This is a genomic window from Marinobacter sp. F4216 (genome assembly GCF_019931195.1).
GTDB classification, from domain to species: Bacteria; Pseudomonadota; Gammaproteobacteria; order Pseudomonadales; family Oleiphilaceae; genus Marinobacter; species Marinobacter suaedae.
This window is the reverse complement of the sequence record NZ_JAIOUO010000002.1, coordinates 896,277-920,072: the sequence shown is the minus strand read 5'-3', so window position 1 is coordinate 920,072 and position 23,796 is coordinate 896,277. Positions and strand designations below refer to the sequence as shown.

Here is a 23,796-nt window from a genome sequence, read left to right as displayed (position 1 = left end):
CGGTTCCCCGCAGCCGGGCGGGAACTGGCAGGAATGCTGATCCACTGACATACTCAATGAGCGAACAAGGCCCGTGGCGTGCAGTAAGAACCACGCAACCAGACAGCCTCACTGTGGATACTGCTGTCCCGCTGATGAGGGATCACTCGGGACGCGCCCATGATCTCCCTGAGAATGCCAAGCGGTTTCTACCGGCAGGAATTACAGCGCACCATTCAGGCGGCCACCAGCTATGAGCAATGGCATGAAGCGGCCGTTTCGATCGATAAGCTTTCCGGCGCAGAAAGATGGCGCCAGAAAGACGAATCCGAGTACTACGACTACTGCGATATTCGCGCCCGCTACGAACAGCTGCGAACCCTCCTGAACGAGAATAACCACGAAGAACTACTGTACGTCCTCAATGAAGGCATCCATGGCAATATGAGCGGCATGGGTCGCCCGATCCTCTACAATTACGCGCTCACCGGCACCAAGCAGGTCATCGATGATTATGTCAGTGCCATTGCTGAAGCATTGCGGGTTTTGGCAAACGCGCCCGCCCGTAAGATCTCAATCCAGCAAAAGGTCGACTTCTTCCGTCGGGCCAGTCATTGCTACGGCCGGTCCTCCCTGATGCTCAGTGGCGGAGCCGGCCTGATTTATTTTCATCACGGTGTTGTCCAGACACTCATCGATCACGACCTTCTGCCCCATGTCATTTCGGGCGCCAGTGCCGGTGCCTGGGTATCGGCACTTCTGACCAAGTACACCGATGAAGAATTGAAATCCGGGATACTCGAGCGCTATCGCTACGAGATGCCAGTGCTGCTGAACCCGTTGAAAGTACTGGCGGGCATCGAGCCGGGAGTGACACCGCTGACCGTAAAGCAGAGTGCGATGGATGGTATTGATAATGATATGACCTTTCAGGAAGCATACGAGCACACCGGGCGCTACATCAATATCTCCATCGCGCCAGCGGAAAAGCATCAGAATTCGAGGCTGATGAACGCCATTACCTCGCCTAACGTCTATATCCGCTCCGCCATTGATGCTTCAGGGAGCATTCCCGGCGTCGTGCCTCCCGTCACGCTGTATGCCAAGGGTGCAAACGGCCGACCCAAACCCTATTTGCCAACCCGCAAATGGGTGGATGGTTCGTTTGCAGAAGATCTGCCAGCCAAGCGATTGTCCCGGCTGTTTGGTGTGAATCACTACGTGGTTAGTATGATCAACCCCATAGCTGTGCCGTTCGTCAGCGATCCCAAAATCCGGTCGCCGTCCGCGCTGCGCGCCCTCGGGGGCGGGCTGATGGTCGACGGTGCCGCTGACTTGCTGGCCCAACTGGAAAAATATCTCACCCGTTTCGGGGCATCTTTTATCAGTCCTGCCGTCCTGCTCGCCCACGGCGTTCTTACCCAGACCTATACCGGCGATGTAAACATCATCCTGGACAAGAAGCATTTCCTATGGCGCAACGTGTTGTTCAGTTATCACACCGATGAGGAGATTGAGCGCCTTATTCTGGCGGGAAAGCGCAGCACGTGGCCACGACTCGCCATGATTCGTAACGCGGCCCTGATTGGGAGGGAATTGGACGATATCCTGGAAATGCTGGATGCCCGGGAATTTGGAGAAACGGACACCGGACGGCCTCGCCGGCATTTGACGTTGCCATCCGTGTCCTTCTAGCGTTTTACTGCACTTTGACTTCGGCTTCCTCGATGTCCAGCTTCGCTATCTCTTCAAGCGTGCTGTATTCGCACTCTTTCTGTGCGATGAAGCTATTGGCGGAATCCGTCAGGATATTGTCATCCCGCATGAAACGACGACCCAGCAGCACCGGGTAGGAAAAGTTGCCCCTGTCGGTCAACGAAAACTGGGTTTCATGAATGGTTCCTGCAATGCAGAAGTCCATCCGAACGACATGGCGCCGCTGAGATTCTGCGCCCTTGCGCTTGATTCGAATGGTTCGGTGAATCGGCCGCTCGAATTCAAGCACCACTTCATCATGCTCGATTTTTCCCTTGGTTGGCTGATCTTCATGATCTCCAAGGGGTAGCTGAAAGCGAACCCACTTTTCGTCGTTGCGGGTGAATTCCTCTACATTGGTGGCGTGGAGGGAGGAGGTCTTGGCGCCCGTGTCCAGGCGGGCCTTCAGCCGCACGCCTGTATCATTCATGACCACCCACTCGACGAAACCGAGGGTTTCGGGGATGCGCTCTGGAGACTGCTTGCTTTCCTCGGCGTGCACATACGCCATCGGGGCAGTGCCCAGAAGCAATGATGACAGAATAGCCAGAACTTTCATTCAAATTCTCCTGCAATACGTTGTAATTCAGGGAAAAAAATGAGAAATCGTGACTCAAGCTCCGTCTCGTTTGCCTTGATTTCTTCAATCACTCCACTGAAACGGTTCGGGAAACGTATACGCTCCGAAATCCGATCCAGTGCATAACCTATGCGATCCAGATCCCGATACGCACCGAACCAATCCTGTCTGACCATTCGTTCGGTAACGGCGCGCATGGACGCTGGCATCACTTCCCCGTGAGATTCCAGCTCACGATACACGCGGGCAATAAAGCTATCAGGATCGTCCTCACTGAAACATTGCCAGTGTCTTAACAGAAAGTGATCGTACAGCACGTCCAGAGCAATGCCGGCGAACCGTCGTCGCATTGGCGAAAAGCAGCGTTTGCTCGCCCGCACTTCGGTATGCTGGTCCGTATAGGCGTCCACCCTCAGATGGTGGCGAACGCCCCGGTGGACCTCGTCCGGCAGCTTCGCCAGATCGATGCCCTGAGCAAAATCACCGAGAATGCTACCGACCCGCGCCTCCGGCGAGTCCGGGGCCAAAAACAAGTGGGCCAGATGGTTCACGCTCGCTCCAGACGGACGAACCGGCCTCAGAAACTGAACTGAAATCCAAGCCCCAATCCGTCCACGGTTACATCGTTATCGTCATAATAACGCATATACTCCAGGTTTCCGGATAAGTAAGAGGCGAAATCCACATTGAGTCCGACACCGTAGGATACGTCGCTTTCATCTTCGGTCGAGGTGCCCAGCGGCCCATCCGCCTCTATTTCCACCCGCGTAAAGCCGATGGCGGCATAAGGCGTTAATGGCGATTCGTTGGCCATCTGGAAGGTGCCATAGGCACCGTAGAAGTTGTCGAGGGAATAATCGAACAGCCCAACCCGATCGTCATCCACCCCGAAACCGGCCCGGGCCTCAAAGCCAATAAAAGGGGTAAGCATTGCGCCGGCCTTGCCTGACAAGGTGCCCACATCGGCATCGGCAGAGCCAACATCCAGACCCACAAAGGTGTAATTGAGCCCGGCAAAAACACTTCCACCTCCGGACTTGTATATGTCCTGAGCGCTTGCCTGGCTGGCCATAAGGCCGCCGACCAAGGCGATAACGAAAAACCGAGAACCGTTCATGGCGTGATCTCCGCTGAAGAGGATTTACTGCCACAATGTACGTTGCACCAAGCCAGGATGGAATTCCAGCCTTGTTTGCCGGGCTGGCGATGAAATTTTGCTCATCTAATGAGAGGTTTATCTCCCGATTCCGGGAGCGGCTTCCTTGCGGATCCACGCACCCACAGGTATTCTGACGCCGTCTCTCGTTGCGGCTGGCTTGAGCGTTCCTTGAAAAACCTGAATCCCGTCATTTTTATACTTAGCGTCATGTTCGTGCTGCTCAGCATTTTCATGACCTTGCCCGTATTCCTGCTGCTTGGCTCGGGAGCCCCGAACTCTCTGGCTTTCGTCGAATCTGCGGCCATCGTTTGTGGGTTGGGTGTCCTCGGCATCGTCAGCACCTATCGCCAGTCGAGGGACCTCAAGCCCAGATACATGTTCGTACTGACGGTCTCCAGCTGGTTCATTATCGCCCTGTTTTCCTCCCTGCCGTTCTACCTCAGCGACGCCGGAATATCCGCAGCCGATGCGTTTTTCGAAGGTACGTCCGGTATCACAACCACCGGGGCCACAGTGCTGAGCGGGCTGGACTCCATGGACCGGGATCTACTTCTCTGGCGCTCAATCCTGCAGTGGATCGGAGGTATCGGGATCATCGGCATGTTCGTTGCCGTGCTGCCACTGTTGCGGGTGGGCGGTATGCGGCTCTTCGCCACCGAATCCTCGGAGTGGACGGACAAGGCCCTTCCGCGAATGAAAACCCTCAGCCGGGGCCTTCTTTTCGTCTACGTTCTGTTTTCCGTGATAGCGGTGGTTACCTACTGGCTCTCTGGCATGACCCTGTTTGATGCGTTCAACCACGGGCTTACCAGTATCGCCACCGGGGGCTTCTCCACGTCTGACCAGTCAATGGGGAAATTCAGTGATTTGATCCTCATGGAAGCCACGCTCTTCATGGTGATCGGTAGCCTGCCATTCTTCCTGTTCGTACGAGAAATGCATGGCCAGCGCGGGGTCCTGTTCCGGGATCAGCAGGTGCGGCTATTCCTGACGATTCTTATGGTGGTGCCGGCAGCCATGACACTTTACCGGTGGGCTGTCTCGCCGGTACCGTTTGACCCTCTGCACAACTACGCAGCCACCCTGTTCAACATCACATCGATTGTGACCACCACAGGTTACGCGTCCGAGGATTATTCGGCCTGGGGCCCGTTGGCGTTCGTTATGTTCTTCTTCCTGATGTTTGTTGGAGGATGTTCCGGCTCCACCGCCGGTGGCATGAAGATTTTCCGCTTCCAGTTGTCTCTGATTGTTCTGCGCGAGCAGTTCATGCGCCTGCTTCACCCGCGCGCGGTTTTGACGCGCAACTACAACGGCCGGACGGTCAGCGATGAAATCATTTCGTCCATGATCGCCTACACCTTCATCTTCCTGCTGTGTCTGCTGCTGATCACCGTCGCGCTCGCCGCCATGCAACTGGACTTTGTGACCGCATTGTCCGGAGCACTGTCTTCGCTAACGAACGTAGGTCCGGGACTGGGTGACATCATCGGACCCGCCGGCAACTTCGGCCCTCTGCCCGATGCAGCCAAATGGGTGCTGTCCGTTGGTATGCTGATGGGGCGACTGGAAATACTGAGCGTAATTATCGTGCTTTCACCCACATTCTGGCGTAGCTAGATAGGCGCAGTATCCTCCGGCAAAGGCAGGTCCGAAGGTCAGTTGAAATGCTGGCGCAGGACGGAAAAGTAGGCGCTGGGTAAGTGGTGCTGCTGGAGCCATTTGAGCAGGTAGGGAATGGTAAAAGTGTCGTTGCCGGCACTCTCAAATTCTACACCAAGTCCCTTGTCTGTTTTTCGCACCACCCGGGCCACAAGGCGCCGAAAAGACCGCTCGTCCCGCTTGGGAAACCTGAATTCCAGCTCGACGGTTTCATCAATATCGGCTCCAGCGTACTCCGTAGCCAGGAAAAGGCCACTTCTGGAGGCATCCCGAATCTGCCCAGTTGCCACGGGCATTCCCCGCTTATACAACAGTGATCCGAGCCTGCCCGGTACGCGCTTGCTGAGCCTGTGCTCCATGTGTTCCCCCTGTGTACTGACAAGTAACGCTTATACCGCTATTTTTGTCGGCAGTCGTTGCCTGCCTCTTTATCGCACAGCCCGATACTGATCAAAAAACACACTCTCGTCATCTTAATCTTCGTTAAAGTGGCTGCCAAGCCTTTTGATGCCCGGCTGGAGTGTCGGGGAATCCTGCAAATTGCTGCGGCGGAGGACTTACGCGAGCAGTGCATGACTCCGGATAAATCGTCCAATATCCTGCACTTCCTCAAGGCACACACTGTGCTCCATGGGATAGGTTTTGTATTCCGGCTCGAACCCCATCGCCTTAAACGTCTCTACCGCCTTAACGCCAAGTGACTCAGGAACCACCGGGTCAAAGGTGCCGTGATAGACGTTGATCGGGATATTGCAGTTCGCGTCAGACGGCTGGATGCTTTTCGCGGTGGCAAAATAGGTGGAAAGGCCCAGAACACCTGCCAGCCGCTCCGGGAATGTCAGTGCGACCTGATAGGCCACCGCCCCACCCTGGGAAAATCCGGCAATCACAATCTTGCTGGCGGGAATGCCCCGATCAATTTCACGATTCACCAGTTCGCCAACCGCTTCTGCCGAAGCGAGTAATTGCTCGGTGTCGATAACCCGGTCGATATCCATGGCCTTGATATCGTACCAGGCGGGCATCACCATTCCACCATTCACGGTCACCGGAATAGCTGGTGCATGGGGAAAAATAAACCGAACAGCCGCCCCGTCCGGCAATCCCAACTCCGGAATCACAGGCTCAAAGTCGTGCCCGCTTGCACCCAGCCCATGAAGCCAGATGACCGAAACGGTAGGCTCCGGAGCCGTTTCGATTTCAAGATACTCAAGTGCTGACATCAAACGTCTCCAAAATCGGGTTTCAAGTGCGTTTAACTGGTCTCGTGTATCCCGGCCGCTGCGACCAGCGCCTTGCTTACCGGGTTGGCATACATGTCCAGGAGATAGGGCTGAATGGCCGGGTCCGCAGCCTCGATCCGACGCTCCATTTCCGCTTGGGCGGCCTCCATATCGGCCGGGGACCACGCGTCTGCCGTTACCACCTCCTCGCTGACCTTGCCCGGCGTTTCGTGTGTCTGCGGATGAATTCCCCGCTTCTGGTACGCCACCAGATTGGACGGATGCAGGTGGTAATTGGCGTGCATTTCACGATCGATGCGTGCGGCAAGTTCCTTCGGCGTGTCCGGCGAATCCTGGATGGGGCTGCCAAAATGCACATGCACGTGCCCCTTGTAACCGGTAAGCCCTTTCATAATCTGTTCGGTGTCTTCCCCTTCAGCTTTGGTATAGCTGCCGGTTCTCGCCCGGATTTCCAGAGTGCGCGCCTTATCTGCATCGCACGGATCGTATTCATAGGCAATGGAAACAGGAACAATGTGAAGACGGTTCATGGCGTCAGCAAAAGACTGCCCGCTTTTCTTTTTGCTCATGTAGAACATCTTGATAATGGCCGGATCCGTAAGATCCAGCCCATCCTTGGCCCGTCCTTCTCTCTGGGCAATCCAGATGCTGTGATTGGTATCAATGCTGTGGTTGATAAAGCCAGAGAGTGTCAGGTAGGCGTCCCGCATCTCCCGCGGGCTGCTGACGCCACGGCGGACCACAAAGCTCTTGTTCAGTCGCATCATTTCCGCAAACACGCGGTTGGACAGCAGGTTGTCGCCAATGGCGATACGAGTGGTGTGAAAGCCGTTTTGATAAAGAAGGTAGTTGACCACCATCGGGTCAAACACAATATCCCGGTGGTTGGAAATGAACAAATGCGCAGAATTCTTGCTGAGATTCTCCAGGCCGCTTACGGTCACGCGGCTGGTGGTTCCATGGACCAGCTCGTCCACGTATTTCGCAAGAGCCACCTGAAGGTCGTCAATCCGTCTGAAATGACCGAAATGACTGGACAGCCAGCGACGGGTAAAAATCCTCAATACCGCTGGCGCCAAGCGTGCAAATGTCGGTGCCTTGAATCGTCCGATCATGTCCAGGAAGCCGGAATCACTGATCAGGCGCTGGATGGCGGGCCCCGCCTCCTCGTCAGAATAGGGGCGGATGGCGTCAAATTCCTGCATGCAAACCCTGTTATTGTTAGTCGCTTACCGAAAAAGCACTCGCGCGTCACTCAGTTGCCACGCGCAAAATGGCCCGTATTGTAGCCTTTCCCGGGCATTTTTGTCTCTCCGTGAAGATGCTCCGTAAGTCGGTAGTGGTCAATTCTGGTATGATTCGTCGCCGTCGCACCCGCGATGGCTCACAGCAGAGATTATCCACGCCCGGAAACTGGCCGCACCCTTGGTTACCATATGCAATATCACACGCCCTTTGAACAGCTTTCTGATCAGCGTCCTTCACCACTGAGGTCTGATCCGGAAAAAGTGCTCAGGGATGTGTTTGGTTATGAGGCATTTCGCCCACTACAGGGCGACATCATAGCCGAGGTCGTAGCCGGCAGGGATGCTCTGGTGCTGATGCCCACCGGCGGCGGAAAATCCCTCTGCTACCAGGTCCCGGCGCTCGTCCGGCCCGGCACGGCGATCGTCATCTCTCCGTTGATTGCGCTGATGCAGGATCAGGTGGCTGCCCTGGAAGAGCTTGGCGTGAAGGCCGCCTTCCTCAACTCCACCATGGACTTTGAACAGGCACGCGCCACTGAACAGGCGCTACTGACCGGCGAACTGGATTTGCTTTACTGCGCTCCGGAGCGGCTGACCCAGCCCCGGACACTGGATTTGTTGCACAAGGCCAAGCTTTCCCTGTTTGCGATCGACGAGGCCCACTGTGTGTCCCAGTGGGGGCATGATTTCCGGTCAGACTACCTTCAGCTCGGCCTGCTGGCCGAAGAGTTCCCGGATGTCCCACGCATTGCCCTGACAGCGACCGCAGACGAACGAACCCGAACGGAAATTGCAGAGCGCCTGTCGCTGACAGAAGCCCGGCACTTCGTAAGCGGATTCGATCGCCCGAACATTCAGTACCGGATCACCGCAAAAACAAACGCCAACAAACAGTTATTGGACTTCATCAAAGCGGAACATGAAGGCGACTGCGGCATTGTCTACTGCCTGTCCCGCAACAAAGTGGAGGCAACCGCGCGCCTGCTTACCGATCAGGGGTTTACCGCGCTGCCCTACCACGCCGGCCTGTCGCCAGAAGATCGCGCGCACCATCAAGACCGGTTTCTGCGGGAAGACGGCATCATCATCGTGGCGACCATTGCCTTCGGCATGGGTATCGACAAGCCCGATGTACGGTTTGTCGCCCACCTTGATCTACCGAAAAGCCTTGAAGCCTACTACCAGGAAACCGGTCGCGCAGGACGTGATGGTAAACCCTCCACCGCGTGGATGGTTTACGGATTGCAGGACGTCATCAAGCTCCGGCAGATGCTCGAGGCCTCACAGGGCAATGATCATTTCAAGCGGGTTGAGCGCCAGAAACTGGATGCGATGCTGGGTCTCTGCGAGGTCACGAAGTGCCGCCGACAGGTTCTGCTGAGTTATTTTGGCGACCAACTGGAAGAGCCCTGCGGCAACTGCGATACCTGCCTGACCCCTCCCGAAACCTGGGATGGTACCGTCGCGGTACAAAAGGCCCTGTCATGCGTGTACCGCACCGGCCAGCGATACGGTGTCACCTACCTGATCGATGTACTGCGCGGTTCAGACAACGAACGCCTTCGACAGTCGGGCCATCACGCCATTTCCACCTTCGGAATCGGTACCGACTTGTCCGCCAACGACTGGAAATCGGTCTTCCGCCAACTGGTAGCCAACGGTTTCCTGAGGGCCGACCCAGAAGGCTTCGGCTCCCTCCAGCTGACCGAGCAATGCCGGCCGCTTCTCAAAGGCGAGCAGGCCATCAGGCTGCGCAAAGATCCGGTGTTGAAAAAAGTCCGTTCCCGGGCGGCCTCCTCCCGTCGTTCCGCGGCCCTGGATTCAATCTCCGACCAAACAGGCTGGGAAGCACTGCGGGCGTGCCGGAAATCACTTGCCGAGCAGCAAGGGGTGCCGCCCTACGTCATCTTCCACGACGCCACCTTGCTGGAAATGCTGGAACGGAAGCCAGACTCACTGGAGGCAATGGCGGACGTCCAGGGTGTCGGGGCTGCCAAGCTTGAAAAATACGGAGCAGCATTCCTCCAAGCCCTGAAAGAGGCTCAATCCAGCTGAGCCTGGTGAGGCCAACTCTCAATCCGCCGGACTGAAGCCTTTCTTTTTGACCCGATAGTGAGCCACCGAGGTAGCCACGTGGTTGCCCTGCTCATCGTGCATGTGCCCTTCCAGCGTAAATTTGGCCCTGCCCGTCGCATCCGCGTCGGACAGGATGGACTGCAAGGTCTCGGGTGGCAGGGAGAACTCCACCGTCACATCGGAATTGGCGGGCTTCAGAAACTGAAGAGTCATTTCCTTGAGAATGGGTGTGTAGGCAGGGCCAAGATCGAACAGGGTAAGCACGCCTCCCGGTATTTCCGCCACCACGAAGTAGGCACCGGCGTACAGGCTGCCAAAATGGTTTTTGTTGCCTTTGAGACGGATCTTCGCTCGAACGTAGCCCGGTCCCAACTCCTCCACGCTGAAGCGGTTACGGGTAGCAAACGGGATAAGCGTGCCGATCAGTTTGTTAACCGCAGCATAGCTGCCGGTCTTTCGCACCCAGGCTAAGGGGCTCGCGAGGGTTGCACTGGCATCGGTTTTTACAATCCACTTGCCAGTGGTTTCAATAAAAGAGTCAATCATGGCCATTACGTTATTCCCGTCTATCGATCTTATGTGCTCAGCTGGAACTGTGGCGTGTGGGCAGAATAAGGTCATTTGAAAAAGGCGGCAACCGTGTGTTCCTCGCGTACAGTGCCACACGATATCCTTTACGATACGCCTTTTAGTGCTTACGCCCAGGCTCCTGTTTCTCAATCGGGCGAAGTCTCCAGGCTTGTCTGTTAGACTTTTCTAGCCTATGAGAAAAGTAGCTTTCAACCATCCACCCAAAAGCGGACACGGGAGCTGTACCGAATGGCGCATGAAGAGCTTCACCTCAACTTACGCAACCTTGCCGTAGAGGACTACGACCAGCTTCGGGCACTGATGGACAGCATCTACGATGACATCGGTGGTGCCTGGCCGAAGGACACGATAAAAGCACTGGTTGAACAGTTCCCCGATGGCCAGATCTGCATTGAAGACAGCGGCCAGCTCATTGCGGTAGCCCTGACGGTGTGCGTCAAATACGAGCGTTTCAGTAACCCCCACACCTACGACGACCTGATCCTGCGCAACGAGAAAATCCTGCATAACCCGAAAGGCGATTCCCTGTACGGACTGGATGTGTTTATCCATCCCAAATACCGGGGCTATCGTCTGGGGCGAAGGCTTTACGAGGCTCGGAAGGAATTGTGTCGCTCAATGAATCTGCGGGCGATTCTGGCAGGTGGCAGAATCCCGAATTACTACAAGTACTCGGATCAATATACGCCTGCCGAATACATCCAACGGGTGGATCGGAAGGAAATCTACGATCCTATCCTGACATTCCAGCTCTCAAACGATTTCCAGGTTACCCGGCTCATGCACAAGTATCTGCCGGAGGATAAGAAATCCCTTGGCTACGCCACACTGTTGGAATGGCGGAATATACTTTACACCCCACCGTCGGCGGTACTGGACACCAAAAAAACACAGGTGCGATTGGGCGCTGTTCAGTGGCAAATGCGTGAATTCAGCTCGGTCGAAGAAGTGCTTAAGCAGGTCGAGTACTTCGTGGACGCGCTTTCCGACTACAAGAGCGACTTCGCCCTGTTTCCGGAATTCTTCAACGCGCCGCTCATGGGGCTGACGGACCAGATGGACCAGACCCGCGCCATTCGCTTCCTCGCTGGTTTCACCGATCAGTTCCGGGAGCAAATGTCCGAAATGGCGGTGAGTCACAACATCAATATCATCACCGGCTCCATGCCCCTGCTGGAGGACGAGCGTCTCTACAACGTCTCCTATCTCTGTCATCGGGATGGCCGGGTTGATGAGCAACGCAAGATCCACATCACGCCCCATGAACGCCGGGACTGGGTTATCGAGGGTGGTAACGACTTCCAGGTATTCGAAAGCGACGCAGGCCGGGTGGCGATCATGATTTGCTACGACATCGAGTTTCCCGAACTGGGGCGCATCGCAGCCAGCCAGGGTGTCGACATCATCATGGTGCCCTTCTGGACAGATACCAAAAACGGTTACCTTCGTGTCCGTCAGTGCGCCCAGGCCCGGGCCATCGAAAACGAGTGCTATGTGGTCATTACCGGCAGCGTGGGCAACCTGCCCAAGGTAGAAAATCTGGATGTTCAGTACGCCCAGTCCTCCGTGTTCTCGCCTTCGGACTTTGCCTTCCCCCACGATGCGGTCATGGCAGAAACGACCCCGAACACGGAAATGATCATGTTCTCTGACATGGATCTGGAGAAGCTCAAACTGGTTCGGGCCGAAGGCTCAGTAACCAACCTCAAGGACCGGCGGGTTGATCTGTACGAACTGCTGAAGAAATAAGTCAGACACCAGGCACCGGCGGCCTCAGGTAACAAATCGCCTGAGGGCGCCGCGCTAGGCTACTGAAGAAATTGCCAAACATGTCTTCAATGGCTATTGTTTAGGCAAGCTCGCCCGAATGCCCCCGGCGTTAGGCTGTAGTCGATAGGGATATCACCAGAGATCAATATTCATGAGCGAACCTCTACCAGACCTCATCGCACGATTCCAGATAAAGCAAGGCTTCTTCCGTAAGGAACTGGTCGAGGCCGGCGTGTATAGCCTGGATTCGTATGGATGCGTGATGAAAACAGACAAGATATTCAATCCGGGCGATACCCTTGTGCTTGATCTGGTCATGGATATGCCGTTTGACGAGATTCGTGCAGAAGGCATCACGGGCCTGATCACCGAAAAAAGAAAGCACTGTAGCAATTTCTTCTATTCAATTGATTTTTCAGGACCTGTTACGGACGATAGCTCGCCGACCTCCGAAAAGCTCCGCCGTATTCGCGATGTACTTTCCAAGAAGCAATCTCTTAAATCCAGGCGTTCGCCCGGATCGGTGTCGGGTGTGCGTCAATCAGCCTGAACCTCTCTTAATCATAACTTTCTCATGTGCAAGGAGACTCTGAATGGGCAAGAAAGCCAAGCCGAGCGTCGACAAGGTCGTTAACAAGGTCAACAAGGAATTCGAGAAAGCCTCATCCCAGATCGAGGACCTGTTTAATGACGCCCTCAAGCAGTTTGATAACCTGCAACAGCAAGTGCAGGAGCCAGTGCGCAAACTGCTGAAAGAAGCGGAAGAACTCCGTGAACGGGAAATGAAGCGGGTCTACGAAGAATTCGACCGTCGCCTGAATGAGTTCCGGGAGATGCAGGACGCGATCATGGAACGCTTTGGTGTCGCCTCGAAAAAGGCAGAGAAGAAAGCCAAAGCCGGGAAAAAGGAACTTGAGTCCGCAGCGAAGAAGGCCACCAAGCAGGCCAAGGGTAAGCCGGCAGCTTCGCCGAAGAAACCTGCCCCCGCCAAGAAGCCTGCGCGGAGTAAAGCACCAGCCAAGCCAGCGGCCGCCAAGCCCAAGCCAGTCAACAAGAGCGATCTGACGGCCATCAAGGGGATTGGCCCTGCCACCGCCAAGAAAATGAAGGATGCAGGTATCACCTCCATTGAGCAGATTGCGAATCCGAGCGCGGCAGATCAGGAAAAGCTTCAGGCATTTTCCAGCATAAAAGGTTTTGACCAGTTCGGTGCTGAAGCCAAGAAACTGCTCTGATGCGTACAGCCGACCAACCTGTCCTGCGGGATATTGTCCTGGTAGGCGGTGGGCACAGTCACGTCGGTGTTCTGAAGCGGTTCGCCATGAACCCGGTTCCCGGCGTGCGTCTCACCCTCATCTGCCGGGACACCCATACGCCCTATTCCGGAATGTTGCCCGGCTACGTGGCGGGCCATTACACCTACGATGACGTTCATATTGATCTGAGCCGACTTGCGGAATACGCCGGCGCTCGCTTTTACCGGGATGAAGCCATTGGTATCGACCGGGACCAACAGCTGGTCATCTGCAAAAACCGGCCGGACGTCCCCTACGACATCCTTTCGATCAACATCGGTTCGTCGCCCCGGGTTCAGGATGTTGAGGGCGCTTCGGAGCATGCAGTTCCCGTGAAGCCCATCACCGGCTTTAACAACCGGTGGCTGAGCCTCCTGTCCCGAATCGAAAATCACGATGGGCCGCTGACCGTGTCGGTTGTGGGCGCAGGCGCCGGAGGGGTGGAACTGACTCTGGCGATGCAGTTCCGGCTGAGGCAGGAACTCCGTCAGAGGGGCAAGGATCCGGCCGAATTGCACTTCCACCTCTTCGACGCCAACCAGGAAATATTACCCACCCACAACCCGAAAGTACGTGCGGTGTTTGAGCGAACACTGTCAGAACGAGGGATAAAAACCCATCTCGGGTCCCCGGTTGAACGCCTGTCGGAGGGCGTACTGGTAACCGGTTCCGGCGAAACACTGCAGGTGGATGAGGTGCTCTGGGTAACCCGTGCCTCCGGCCCGCATTGGCTTGAGAGCACCGGCCTTGCTCTGGATGAAGGCCTGTTTATCCGGGTCCGCGATACCCTTCAGACTGAAAACGATGACAACATCTTTGCGGTGGGTGACATTGCCAATGTCGTTAACCACCCCCGAGAAAAGGCCGGTGTCTTCGCCGTTCGCCAGGGCCCTCCTTTGGCCGAAAATCTTAAGCGACTGGCGCTGGGTAAAGCACCCAAGCCATTCAGGCCCCAGAAAAAATGGCTCGCGTTGATCAGTACGGGTGATAAGTTCGCGGTTGCTTCCCGGGGGGGCACCGAGTTGCACGGACGCTTGGTATGGCGCTGGAAGGACTGGATCGATCGCCGGTTCATGAAGAAGTTCAACGATCTGCCCCGGATGGCGGAAGACACTGCCTTGCCCGACACCTCGGCTGCCCAGAACCCCGAAGAAGCCTCCCAGGCCATCTCGGCCGTGGCCATGCGTTGCGGCGGTTGCGGCGCCAAGGTCGGGAGTACCGTGCTCTCGCAAGCCCTCGGTGAGCTTCGCCCCATCGAGCGGGACGATATCCTCGTTGGGCTCCATGCGCCGGATGATGCCGCCGTTCTGAACGTCCCGCCCGGCAAGGCCGTTGTGCACACCGTCGATTTTTTCAGGGCTTTTATCGACGACCCTTATGTCTTTGGTCGCGTGGCAGCCAATCACAGTCTTGGCGACGTATTCGCCATGGGGGCCGAGGCCCAGAGCGCGACGGCCGTGGCAACCGTACCTTACGGCATAGAATCAAAAGTTAAGGACGTGGTTTTTCAGATGATGTCCGGCGCGGTGGAGGTTCTTAACGAAGCCGGCTGTGCGCTGGTTGGCGGCCATACCGGTGAAGGCAAGGAGCTGGCTCTGGGCTTTGCCGTCAACGGCCTGATCGACCCGGAAAAGGTCATGAGCAAGGGCGGACTTCAGGTCGGGGATGCACTGATACTCACCAAACCGATCGGAACCGGCACCCTGTTTGCAGCCCACATGCGGCTGGCCGCCAAAGGTCGCTGGATCGACAGTGCGCTTGCCTCCATGATGCACTCCAACAAGGCGGCCGCAGAATGCCTTCAGCGTTATGGGTCTCGGGCGTGTACCGACGTAACCGGGTTTGGACTGTTGGGACACCTGATTGAAATGACCCGGCCGTCTGGAGTGGATGCGGAACTGAACCTTTCATCCCTGCCCATCCTTCCGGGCGCAGAGGAAACCGCTGCTGCAGGCATTCTCAGCTCCCTTCAGCCAGCCAATATCCGGCTGCGCCGGGGTATCCGGGATCAGGAGACGTGGGTGAAACACCCCCGCTATCCACTGGTTTTCGACCCGCAAACAGCAGGCGGACTTCTGGCCAGTGTGGCGGCGGATCAGGCGGAGGCTTGTGTGCGGGAATTGCGGGCCTTGGGCTACCCCCAAACCGCCATTATCGGCCGCGTTCTCCCCCAGGACCCGGAAGGTCCTCTCGAGCCGATTACCCTCCGGGAATAAATCGAACTGCAGTGGGTTTACTCGCCGAGGGCTTTGCGGCGCCGGACAGCGACGTCCAGCGCCTGCAGCAAGCCTGCCTGTTCTCGCTCGGGGGTAAATGTTGGGGACACCTGCGCCACCTGCTCGGTCAGCCGTTGCAGGTACGCGGGGTCGTTTTCCGCTCGCTCTAGAAGCTGTGCCAGAGCACGTTCATCCTTCGGAGCGAAGTAGCCCTCATAGCCGTCCCCGAGCAGGCCCCGGTTGCCAGGGATATCAGAGGCGAGGATCGGCAAGCCCGCGCGACACGCCTCCGACACCACATTGGCACCACCTTCCATCACGGAACTGATGACCATGATATCTGCGGTCCTTAACAGGTCTGCCGTTTCGTTTCGTCCCAGCTCCCCAAGCCAGCGAAAGCGCGGATTCGCTTGCATCTCGCCTTCGGCGTCGGCCTGCCATGCTTTGTTGTGGGGTTTCCCGGCACACAGAATCTGAACCCGGGATGCCGAAGGTAACAACCTTGCGGCCTTCGCAGCCCTCAGCGAATCCTTTTCGTCCCGGAGGTGTCCGAGGACGCAGGCTGTGAAGTGCCCGTTCGTAACTGGCGCTTTCGATCGTTCAATTTTGTCTGCAGACTGGTAGACAGTGACTAGCTTCGACCTGAATGGTTCGGGGATGTCCTGGTAAACGAGATGATGCAGGCCAATAAGTACGTCCGAGGCTGCCATCGATGCCCTTGAGGGAATCGGAAATTCGTGCTGATGGTGATAAATGTCGGTTCCGGTCAGGGCCAGAATCAGCGGCACTTCGGGCCTCATGCGCCGGAGTACTTGTATCGCTTCGTGGCTCCGCCAGGCATGCAGGGCGATACACACATCACAGCGCTCCCCGTTGTAATCAGTGGCTATCCTCACGTTGTGGCCTGCGCATTGAAGGAGCCGGGTCCAGCGTTCAGCCGTGGCCCGATTACCCGCCCGCGAGCCAGGCGGCGCTGGCGTGATCACGATGATGTCCATCAAACCCTCATCTCACAGTTCAATGCAAATCTCTGAAATGGCTGGGGTTGAGCCAATGGCAGACGAGCCCCGTATAGCTGTTCAGAGTCGTATTTAATCAAGGTATCCTATGCGGGCCGGGATGTCTTGCGCTATGGTTGTTTTTGATCCATCCACACCTAACACAGGGAATTCAAATGACTTTTAAGCCAATAAGGACGTTGCTTTCGTCGGTCGCCCTCACCCTTGCCTTCAACACCGCCTCCGCTGAAACGTTTGTTTTTACAGCCATTCCGGATGAGGATGAAACCAAACTGGTCGAACGCTTCGAGGGTATTGCGAACTACCTGTCCGAGGAGCTCGATGCCGACGTCAGGTACATACCGGTCAAATCCTATGCCGCAGCCGTTTCGGCGTTCCGTAACAACCAGGTCCAATTGGCGTGGTTCGGTGGCTTGTCGGGAGTTCAGGCGAGATCACTCGTACCCGGTTCGCAGGCAATCGCGCAAGGTACTGAAGACCAGGCCTTTTATGTCTATTTTGTTGCCCATTCGAGCACTGGCCTGGAGCGTGAAGACCGCCTGCCAGAAGAAGTTCGAGGCAAGACCTTCACCTTCGGATCAAAAGGCTCAACGTCTGGCCGATTGATTCCTGAGTACCATATCCGGGAAACCTTTGGAGAGGCACCAGAGGAGGTCTTTTCCCGGGTCGGCTACAGCGGCAACCATACTCGCACCCTTCGCCTGGTCGAGTCCGGTACCTATGAAGTGGGCGCAATGAACTTCGCGGTCTGGGAAAAAGAGCTCGAGGATGGAAACATTGATACCGACGCGGTGAAGGTCATCTGGAAAACACCTGGTTTCCCCAATTACCAGTGGAGCATCCGTGGCGACGTGGATGAAAACTACGGCGAAGGATTTACCGACCGGGTCCGTGAGGCCCTTCTTGCACTCGATGACCCTGAGTTGCTTGAGAGCTTCCCACGCTCTGCATTTATTCCCGCTTCAAACGATGACTATGAGCCGATTCGCAGCGTAGCAAAAGAAATCGGAATCATTGATTGATGGCAGGCTTTGACCTCTCAGGCCTGACGGCCTCTTTTGGGGGTGAGCGGGTTATCGGCCCCCTCACCCTCAACGTTAAGGAAGGAGATCAGGTCGCTCTCGTTGGAAAAAGCGGGGCAGGAAAATCCACGTTGATCCGGCTCATCCACCAGAGGGTGGATCGGGAGTCGTCTCTGGTACCCCAGGACCTGGGCCTGGTGAATGCGCTTCCGGTTTTCCATAACGTGTTTATGGGCCAGCTGGACAAGCATGCCACCTGGTACAACACCGTCACGCTTGTAAGACCGTTCAAACAGGATCGAAAACAGGTTCTGGAACTGCTGGACGCTCTGAGAATGTCAGAGAAACTCTGGATACCCACAGCATCGCTATCTGGCGGACAGCGCCAACGTGTGGCCATCGCCAGAGCCCTGTATCGCAACGCCCCCGTTTTACTTGCTGATGAGCCCATTTCTGCACTGGACGGCCCCATGGCACATCTTGTCATGCAATTGCTGACAGACCGCTTCAACACCAGTGTTATCGCCATGCACGATGTAAACATGGCAATGAAGTACTGCAACCGGATAGTTGGCATCCAGGATGGGCAGATTGCCCTGGACGAGCCTGCGGACCAGTTGGTTGCTTCAGACATTATGTCGCTGTACTAGGACTCATCCCGCGATGCTCTCGTACCCTACGGTTCGCACCAGCCTTATTTTTCTCGCGATCGCGCTTGTAGGCCTCCTGTTTGCGGATATTGCTATCACTGCAAACAACCCGTGGAGGGATCTCGGCAACTTTTTCCTGGGCATACTCACGCCGAACTTTTTCAGCAGCGAAGGGCTTCTTACCGCATTGTTGCGAACCGTGGCCTTCGCCTTTGTCGGGGTGACGGTTGGGGGTATCTGCGGATTTCTTCTGGCCCTGATCTACCGGTTTCTGCCGGTGCGGATTTTTTGCGCGTTCATCAGGGCTATTCACGAGCTATTCTGGGCCCTCATTTTTCTGCAGTTTTTCGGTTTCCACCCGCTGACGGGTGTGCTTGCAATCGCGATACCCTATTCCGGCATCTTCGCCAAGGTGTACTCCGAGATTCTCGAGGAAGCCGATCCGGAACCAGGCCGGCTCCTGCCGCCGGGCACAGGAACCATCGCGGCATTCCTGTACACCAAAATCCCTGATTGCTGGGCTCAGTTAAGAACCTATACCGCTTATCGTCTTGAATGCGGGCTTCGCTCGAGCGCCATTCTTGGCTTCGTAGGTCTGCCTACTCTGGGGTTCTATCTTGAAACGTCTTTTTCGCAGGGTATGTACTCCGATGCCGGTGCGATGCTTATCCTGTTTTATGTGCTGATCGCCACGATCCCTCTCTGGGTCCGGCCAAAACTCCTGCCCATCTACGTGCTGGGCGCACCGTTTTTCCTTGGCGATGGTCTGCCCATTGTCTGGGGCAATGTAGAGCGCTTCTTTACCGAGGACATCATTCCCAGCCCTATTCGCGATGGAGAGGGTTTGGCTGGCCTTATGCCCTGGCTCGAAGAGCTCTTTGCCAATGAAGCTCTGCCGGGAATATGGAATACCATTGTCCTCACGCAGATCGCATTGGTTGCCACGGGCATCCTCGCGCTTTTGTCCTTTCCACTGATATCCAACCATTTCGGCGGACCGATACGGCGGACCGCAGGGCACGTCTTCCTCGTTATTGCCCGTTCGACGCCGGAATACATCCTGGCCTACATTCTTCTCCAGCTCTGGGGGCCATCCATGCTCCCTGGAGCAGTAGCCCTGGCACTCCACAATGGAGCGATCATCGGCCATTTGATTGGTCGACAAACCAATACTATTACCCTGCGCTCAGACGCCGTAACCGGGTTCAAGCGTTACACATGGGAACTGGTACCAAGGGTCTACCGCTCTTTTCTCGCGTTTCTGTTCTATCGGTGGGAAATTATCATGCGGGAAACAGCCATCTTGGGGATTCTGGGGATTTATACCCTGGGATTTTATGTCGACAGTGCGATACAGCACATTCAGTTTGACCGGGCCATGGTCCTGATCCTGATCACCGCTTTACTGAATATTGGTGTAGACGCTTTGGGCCGTTTCATTCGCCGGAAACTTGCGTTACAAACCATGCCGACCTGTTGAGCCGACAAAAGCGCTCATGGTGCTCTCCGGCCATGTCCCCTGGACTCACTACACTTCGTCTAGCCACATTCACTCAAAGAAAAACCTCGCGCAGAAGCGACCTCGTTAAAACTCCTCCCCATAGAGACTCTCTCTTAAAGTTTTCATTTGACCAACATCACAGAAACATAAAACCCATCAACAACTTGGCGTAAACTGCTAATTTTATTGAGCCGAATTAAATTACATTTCGTTGCGGTGCGCGTGTACTCTGAATCAACTTGAGGAAGTCAACGGAATGACTGGTAGCGTAATTGTTGTAACCGAAATAGCGCTGGTAGCACTGCTACTGCTGATGACCTTTCGTATGCTTGCTCTGGTGCGTTCAGCTCCAGTCGCAGAGTCGGCCTTGACCAACGAGATTTTCCACAACGCTCCCTACTCCTTGCCGCTCAGTAAGCAGCCTTTGATGGCGGCTGACCGTGCCGATCTTACCTCCAAGCTGCACGTCCTGGCGGCCCTGCAGAATCGTGATAGCAGAATCAAAGCGTTATCAATAAAGGATGCACCAGCCATGGTCCGAGGTTTCGCTGCTTCGTGGCTATACGGCGCAGCGATTTCACTCTGTGAGCCCAGGGTGCGTTATTCGGATGAACTGATTGATCTGGTGGCCCACATTGGAGAGCTGAAGTTTGGAATTGAGGAGCAGGAGACCTACAAGGCAGTGGCAACGCTGACCGAGAGCGGTACTGCCCTCGCCTGCTATCGTGGAGGGTTGGAAGGAGCAAAGTTCTGGCAACGCCATCATTACGTGTCACCAGAATTCAGCCTTTACGGAGTATTGACGAACAACGCGTTCATCTAAGCGGGTTGGGAGGATTTGGCTTCCAGAATCCATTCGGCGCCGAGTGAAACCGGCTGTACGCTGTCCGGGGTTTCTGCGGGGGCGCCCGTGATCACCGGCTTGGTGAATCCCCCGTCCTCTGAATGCTTCATGGTGTCCACATCAACTGAGCGCACCACGTAGATCTTATCACCGCAAATGACCCGCGCCCGATGGGTCAGACCGAACACAAAGCGGCAATAATCCAGTTTCAACTGGAGTAAATCCTGCTCTGCCTTGTAGATCTTTCTTAACAGAACCTGCTGAACGCTCTTCCCATAGTCCATAGTGTCTTCCTTGGCTGAGTAAATGCTCAGCAAATCTTACAGAATAAAGACGTGATGTCAGCCTGACAGTACACAATTCCCGCAACTCAGGTGTTTTCGCCCTGAAACACCATTTTCGGAGTCTGAATTTCTTCCGGAGCGGTGCTGGCCCTAAGCGCCAATCGCCATCGCATGCGATCCCCGGTGCTGCAGAATGGGGGGGTAAAGATCGCCTCGTAGCGGCCACTCCCTCTGCCTTCGAGGGGAACGGGGTACTCGCCCATGTACATGCTCTCGCCGGTCAAGGTCGCCAGCAAGTTTCCGGATCCTTCCGGTGCCTGGACCGTCAACTGATATGCACCTGGGTGATTGCTATCTGGTACGGGCTTCAATTCCACAGCCCACTGTCCGAACGCGCCATCCCATTGGCAGACCGTTTCGATCAATTCACACTCGGGCAAATTCACGGCAGACTCACCACTGCCCTCGGTCCTGAGGGCTCTTGGGCCGAATACGAGCACAACCAATACAGCTAGAATTAAACCTGCAACCAACAATGCCCGTACCATGATCACCCCTTAAGCCGAATGGGCGGGATTATGACGGTTATCCCCACACCGTCCAAGCGTTCTCATTGAACCCGAGTCGTGACAGAATACGCGGCTTCCAAGCACTTGATCATTAAGGCGGGACGGACTGTGCAAACGGACATTTCCGTTAGACACCTCTACAAAACATACGGTGATGGTTTCCAGGCCCTGAAAGACATCAACCTGGAGATCTACCGTGGTGAAATCTTCGCCCTCCTCGGTCCCAACGGTGCGGGCAAGACCACGCTCATCAGCATTATCTGCGGCATCGTTAATCTCTCCGATGGCGAGGTTGAAGCCGCTGGTTTTGACATCAAGAGGCAATACCGGCAGGCCCGGCAGGCCATCGGCCTGGTGCCCCAAGAGCTGAACACCGACTCCTTTGAGACCGTATGGAATGCGGTATCCTTCAGTCGCGGCCTGTTTGGTAAAGCCCCCAACCCCGATCACATCGAAAAAATACTGAAGGCGCTTTCGCTGTGGGACAAGCGTAACAATCGAATCATGTCGCTGTCGGGCGGCATGAAGCGCCGGGTCATGATTGCCAAAGCCCTGTCCCATGAACCGCAAATCCTGTTCCTGGATGAGCCCACCGCCGGCGTGGATGTGGAGCTTCGCAGGGACATGTGGGAGATGGTCCGCCAACTGCGGGAAAGCGGCGTAACCATCATTCTGACCACCCACTATATTGAAGAGGCCGAGGAAATGGCCGACCGCATCGGCGTGATCCGTCAGGGGGAGATTATCCTCGTCGAGGAAAAGGACCTGTTGATGAGCAAACTGGGCAAAAAGGAATTGCGTCTGCAGCTCCAGCACACACTGGAGAAGCTCCCCGGCGAGTTGACGCTCGAACCGATTGAGCTGTCCGAAGACGGTCACGAACTCATCTACACCTTTGACTCCCAGCAGGAACAGGCAGGCGTTGCACGGCTGCTTCGAACGCTTGGTGATCTTGGTATTGAATACCGGGACATTCAGACCCGGGAGAGCTCCCTCGAAGACATCTTTGTCGGCCTGGTTCACGAATAACACGAATCCGTTAACGAGACTTCAACATGAATTTCTACGGCGTTCGCGCGATTTATAATTTCGAGATGGCCCGCATGAAGCGCACACTCATGCAAAGTGTGCTGTCACCGGTAATTTCCACCTGCCTGTATTTCGTGGTGTTCGGCTCTGCCATTGGTACGCGCATGGGCGACATCGATGGCATTGATTATGGCGCCTACATCATTCCTGGCCTGGTGATGCTGTCGCTGCTGATGCAAAGCATCTCCAACGCGGCTTTTGGCATTTATATGCCGAAGTTCTCCGGCACCATCTACGAGGTGCTCTCCGCGCCCGTCTCCTATTTTGAAGTGGTGCTCGGATACGTGGGTGCGGCCGCCAGTAAATCGGTGATTCTCGGGCTCATCATCCTAGCCACGGCTCGCCTGTTCGTTGACTACACCGTACTACACCCCTTCTGGATGCTATCGTTTCTGGTGCTGACGTCCGTCACGTTCAGCCTGTTCGGGTTCATCATCGGCATATGGGCAGACGGCTTCGAAAAGCTTCAGATTGTACCCATGATGATCGTCACTCCCCTGGTTTTCCTGGGCGGCACCTTTTACTCCATCGATATGCTGCCGCCGATCTGGCAAACCATCAGCTTGTTCAACCCGGTGGTGTACCTGATCAGCGGATTCCGCTGGGCATTTTACGGCGTATCCGATGTTCATATTGCCATCAGCATTGGGATGACATTGGTCTTTCTTATCGCCTGCATGGTGACCATCTGGTACATCTTCCGCACCGGCTATCGGCTGCGTTCATGACGTTTCGTTTTCGCCTTCCTGCCATGGGTTTCCTGCTGTTCGCCTCGGTCTCCGGGTGTGCGGCCAATTCGGGGATTCCCCAACCGGAGTTGCCCACCAAGCAGGCCTGCTTTGTCGGTGCCGGGGAGTCGGTGCCAGTCATGCTGGAGGTTGCACGCAAGCCAGAGCACCGGCAGAAAGGGTTGATGGGCAGGCAAGAACTGTCTGAATACCACGGCATGCTCTTTGTGTACCCGGAACCTCAGAAACCAGAGCGCGGCTTCTGGATGCGCAACACCCTCCTAACACTGGACATTGCCTACATCAGCAAAGCAGGCGTCATTGGCTCGATACGTCGAATGGAGCCCTGCAGTGCTAATGATGCCGCCAGTTGCCCCACCTATCCCGCCGGCGTGCCCTTCACCTACGCCATTGAAATGAACGCGGGGTTCTTTGAGGAAAACGGCCTGAAGGTCGGTGACAAGTTGATGGTCGGTGAAGAACAGTGCGGCCCACAACAAACGCTCTAACAAGAGT

Annotated in this window: 24 protein-coding genes; 14 read left to right on the top strand and 10 right to left on the bottom strand. The window is 55.8% G+C overall.

Annotated features, from left to right (window positions below; translation table 11 throughout):
- The first annotated feature begins 159 nt into the window (after window positions 1–159).
- Entirely contained in the window at window positions 160–1,674 is a 1,515-nt protein-coding gene (locus K8I84_RS04740) for a DUF3336 domain-containing protein (protein WP_223793558.1), read from the top strand.
- A gap of 4 nt (window positions 1,675–1,678) precedes the next feature.
- Here K8I84_RS04740 and K8I84_RS04735 read toward each other — a convergent pair whose 3' ends face one another.
- Genes K8I84_RS04735 through K8I84_RS04725 form a run of 3 tightly spaced genes read right to left on the bottom strand, consistent with a single transcriptional unit; the run spans window position 1,679 to window position 3,431 of the window.
- Window positions 1,679–2,245: an ATP-dependent zinc protease gene (locus K8I84_RS04735; RefSeq protein WP_411722656.1), complete on the bottom strand. Its 567-nt coding sequence runs from the start codon at window positions 2,243–2,245 to the stop codon at window positions 1,679–1,681.
- Window positions 2,246–2,289: 44 nt separating this feature from the next.
- Complete coding sequence (locus tag K8I84_RS04730; RefSeq protein WP_223793556.1) at window positions 2,290–2,865, bottom strand: ACP phosphodiesterase; 576 nt, start codon at window positions 2,863–2,865, stop codon at window positions 2,290–2,292.
- 26 nt (window positions 2,866–2,891) lie between these two features.
- Entirely contained in the window at window positions 2,892–3,431 is a 540-nt protein-coding gene (locus K8I84_RS04725) for an outer membrane beta-barrel protein (protein ID WP_223793555.1), read from the bottom strand.
- A gap of 249 nt (window positions 3,432–3,680) precedes the next feature.
- Between K8I84_RS04725 and K8I84_RS04720 the strand changes: the two genes are divergently transcribed.
- Window positions 3,681–5,093, top strand: a complete 1,413-nt coding sequence (locus tag K8I84_RS04720; protein WP_223793731.1) for a TrkH family potassium uptake protein — start codon at window positions 3,681–3,683, stop codon at window positions 5,091–5,093.
- A gap of 38 nt (window positions 5,094–5,131) precedes the next feature.
- Here the strand turns inward: K8I84_RS04720 and K8I84_RS04715 are convergent, their stop codons facing one another.
- The 3 genes from K8I84_RS04715 to K8I84_RS04705 form a co-directional block, all read right to left on the bottom strand.
- Window positions 5,132–5,494, bottom strand: coding sequence for a PilZ domain-containing protein (locus K8I84_RS04715; RefSeq protein WP_223793554.1), 363 nt, complete (start codon window positions 5,492–5,494; stop codon window positions 5,132–5,134).
- A gap of 198 nt (window positions 5,495–5,692) precedes the next feature.
- Window positions 5,693–6,358 (bottom strand): alpha/beta hydrolase, encoded by a 666-nt coding sequence (locus K8I84_RS04710; RefSeq protein ID WP_223793553.1) that lies wholly within the window; start codon window positions 6,356–6,358, stop codon window positions 5,693–5,695.
- 32 nt (window positions 6,359–6,390) lie between these two features.
- Window positions 6,391–7,584, bottom strand: a complete 1,194-nt coding sequence (locus tag K8I84_RS04705) for a lysophospholipid acyltransferase family protein (RefSeq protein ID WP_223793552.1) — start codon at window positions 7,582–7,584, stop codon at window positions 6,391–6,393.
- Between the two features lie 231 nt (window positions 7,585–7,815).
- Here K8I84_RS04705 and recQ point away from each other — a divergent pair, with 231 nt between their 5' ends.
- Window positions 7,816–9,681: a DNA helicase RecQ gene (gene recQ / locus K8I84_RS04700; RefSeq protein ID WP_223793551.1), complete on the top strand. Its 1,866-nt coding sequence runs from the start codon at window positions 7,816–7,818 to the stop codon at window positions 9,679–9,681.
- A gap of 18 nt (window positions 9,682–9,699) precedes the next feature.
- Here the strand turns inward: recQ and K8I84_RS04695 are convergent, their stop codons facing one another.
- Complete coding sequence (locus K8I84_RS04695) at window positions 9,700–10,254, bottom strand: PaaI family thioesterase (protein WP_223793550.1); 555 nt, start codon at window positions 10,252–10,254, stop codon at window positions 9,700–9,702.
- Between the two features lie 267 nt (window positions 10,255–10,521).
- Between K8I84_RS04695 and K8I84_RS04690 the strand changes: the two genes are divergently transcribed.
- The 4 genes from K8I84_RS04690 to selD all read left to right on the top strand — a co-directional run bounded on the left by K8I84_RS04690 (window position 10,522) and on the right by selD (window position 15,574).
- Window positions 10,522–12,042: a bifunctional GNAT family N-acetyltransferase/carbon-nitrogen hydrolase family protein gene (locus tag K8I84_RS04690; protein ID WP_223793549.1), complete on the top strand. Its 1,521-nt coding sequence runs from the start codon at window positions 10,522–10,524 to the stop codon at window positions 12,040–12,042.
- 172 nt (window positions 12,043–12,214) lie between these two features.
- Window positions 12,215–12,613: a hypothetical protein gene (locus K8I84_RS04685; RefSeq protein WP_223793548.1), complete on the top strand. Its 399-nt coding sequence runs from the start codon at window positions 12,215–12,217 to the stop codon at window positions 12,611–12,613.
- Between the two features lie 43 nt (window positions 12,614–12,656).
- Window positions 12,657–13,298, top strand: coding sequence for a helix-hairpin-helix domain-containing protein (locus K8I84_RS04680; protein WP_223793547.1), 642 nt, complete (start codon window positions 12,657–12,659; stop codon window positions 13,296–13,298).
- Window positions 13,298–15,574, top strand: coding sequence for a selenide, water dikinase SelD (gene selD / locus K8I84_RS04675; RefSeq protein ID WP_223793546.1), 2,277 nt, complete (start codon window positions 13,298–13,300; stop codon window positions 15,572–15,574). The genes K8I84_RS04680 and selD overlap by 1 nt, the downstream gene beginning before the upstream one ends.
- A 17-nt stretch (window positions 15,575–15,591) precedes the next feature.
- On the opposite strand, the gene senB is transcribed toward selD, so the two are convergent.
- Window positions 15,592–16,572: a selenoneine biosynthesis selenosugar synthase SenB gene (gene senB, locus K8I84_RS04670; RefSeq protein WP_223793545.1), complete on the bottom strand. Its 981-nt coding sequence runs from the start codon at window positions 16,570–16,572 to the stop codon at window positions 15,592–15,594.
- Between the two features lie 176 nt (window positions 16,573–16,748).
- On the opposite strand from senB, the gene K8I84_RS04665 reads away from it, so the two are divergent.
- The 4 genes from K8I84_RS04665 (at window position 16,749) to K8I84_RS04650 (ending at window position 20,589) form a co-directional block, all read left to right on the top strand.
- Window positions 16,749–17,615 (top strand): putative selenate ABC transporter substrate-binding protein, encoded by an 867-nt coding sequence (locus K8I84_RS04665; RefSeq protein ID WP_223793544.1) that lies wholly within the window; start codon window positions 16,749–16,751, stop codon window positions 17,613–17,615.
- Window positions 17,615–18,265, top strand: coding sequence for an ATP-binding cassette domain-containing protein (locus tag K8I84_RS04660; RefSeq protein WP_223793543.1), 651 nt, complete (start codon window positions 17,615–17,617; stop codon window positions 18,263–18,265). Before K8I84_RS04665 ends, K8I84_RS04660 begins: the two co-directional genes overlap by 1 nt.
- A gap of 13 nt (window positions 18,266–18,278) precedes the next feature.
- The gene (locus tag K8I84_RS04655; protein ID WP_223793542.1) at window positions 18,279–19,745 is read left to right on the top strand and encodes a PhnE/PtxC family ABC transporter permease; all 1,467 of its coding nucleotides are present in this window, start codon (window positions 18,279–18,281) and stop codon (window positions 19,743–19,745) included.
- Window positions 19,746–20,022: 277 nt separating this feature from the next.
- A complete protein-coding gene (locus K8I84_RS04650) occupies window positions 20,023–20,589 on the top strand; it encodes a hypothetical protein (protein ID WP_223793541.1) in 567 nt (188 codons plus the stop codon).
- Here K8I84_RS04650 and K8I84_RS04645 read toward each other — a convergent pair.
- Both K8I84_RS04645 and K8I84_RS04640 read right to left on the bottom strand, forming a co-directional pair.
- Complete coding sequence (locus K8I84_RS04645; protein ID WP_223793540.1) at window positions 20,586–20,894, bottom strand: hypothetical protein; 309 nt, start codon at window positions 20,892–20,894, stop codon at window positions 20,586–20,588. The genes K8I84_RS04650 and K8I84_RS04645 overlap by 4 nt on opposite strands.
- Before the next feature lie 86 nt (window positions 20,895–20,980).
- Window positions 20,981–21,394 (bottom strand): hypothetical protein, encoded by a 414-nt coding sequence (locus tag K8I84_RS04640; RefSeq protein ID WP_223793539.1) that lies wholly within the window; start codon window positions 21,392–21,394, stop codon window positions 20,981–20,983.
- 177 nt (window positions 21,395–21,571) lie between these two features.
- On the opposite strand from K8I84_RS04640, the gene K8I84_RS04635 reads away from it, so the two are divergent.
- Genes K8I84_RS04635 through K8I84_RS04625 form a run of 3 tightly spaced genes read left to right on the top strand, consistent with a single transcriptional unit; the run spans window position 21,572 to window position 23,789 of the window.
- Complete coding sequence (locus tag K8I84_RS04635) at window positions 21,572–22,492, top strand: ABC transporter ATP-binding protein (protein WP_223793538.1); 921 nt, start codon at window positions 21,572–21,574, stop codon at window positions 22,490–22,492.
- 26 nt (window positions 22,493–22,518) lie between these two features.
- Window positions 22,519–23,280: an ABC transporter permease gene (locus tag K8I84_RS04630; protein WP_223793537.1), complete on the top strand. Its 762-nt coding sequence runs from the start codon at window positions 22,519–22,521 to the stop codon at window positions 23,278–23,280.
- The gene (locus K8I84_RS04625) at window positions 23,277–23,789 is read left to right on the top strand and encodes a DUF192 domain-containing protein (protein WP_223793536.1); all 513 of its coding nucleotides are present in this window, start codon (window positions 23,277–23,279) and stop codon (window positions 23,787–23,789) included. The genes K8I84_RS04630 and K8I84_RS04625 overlap by 4 nt, the downstream gene beginning before the upstream one ends.
- Window positions 23,790–23,796: the final 7 nt, after the last annotated feature.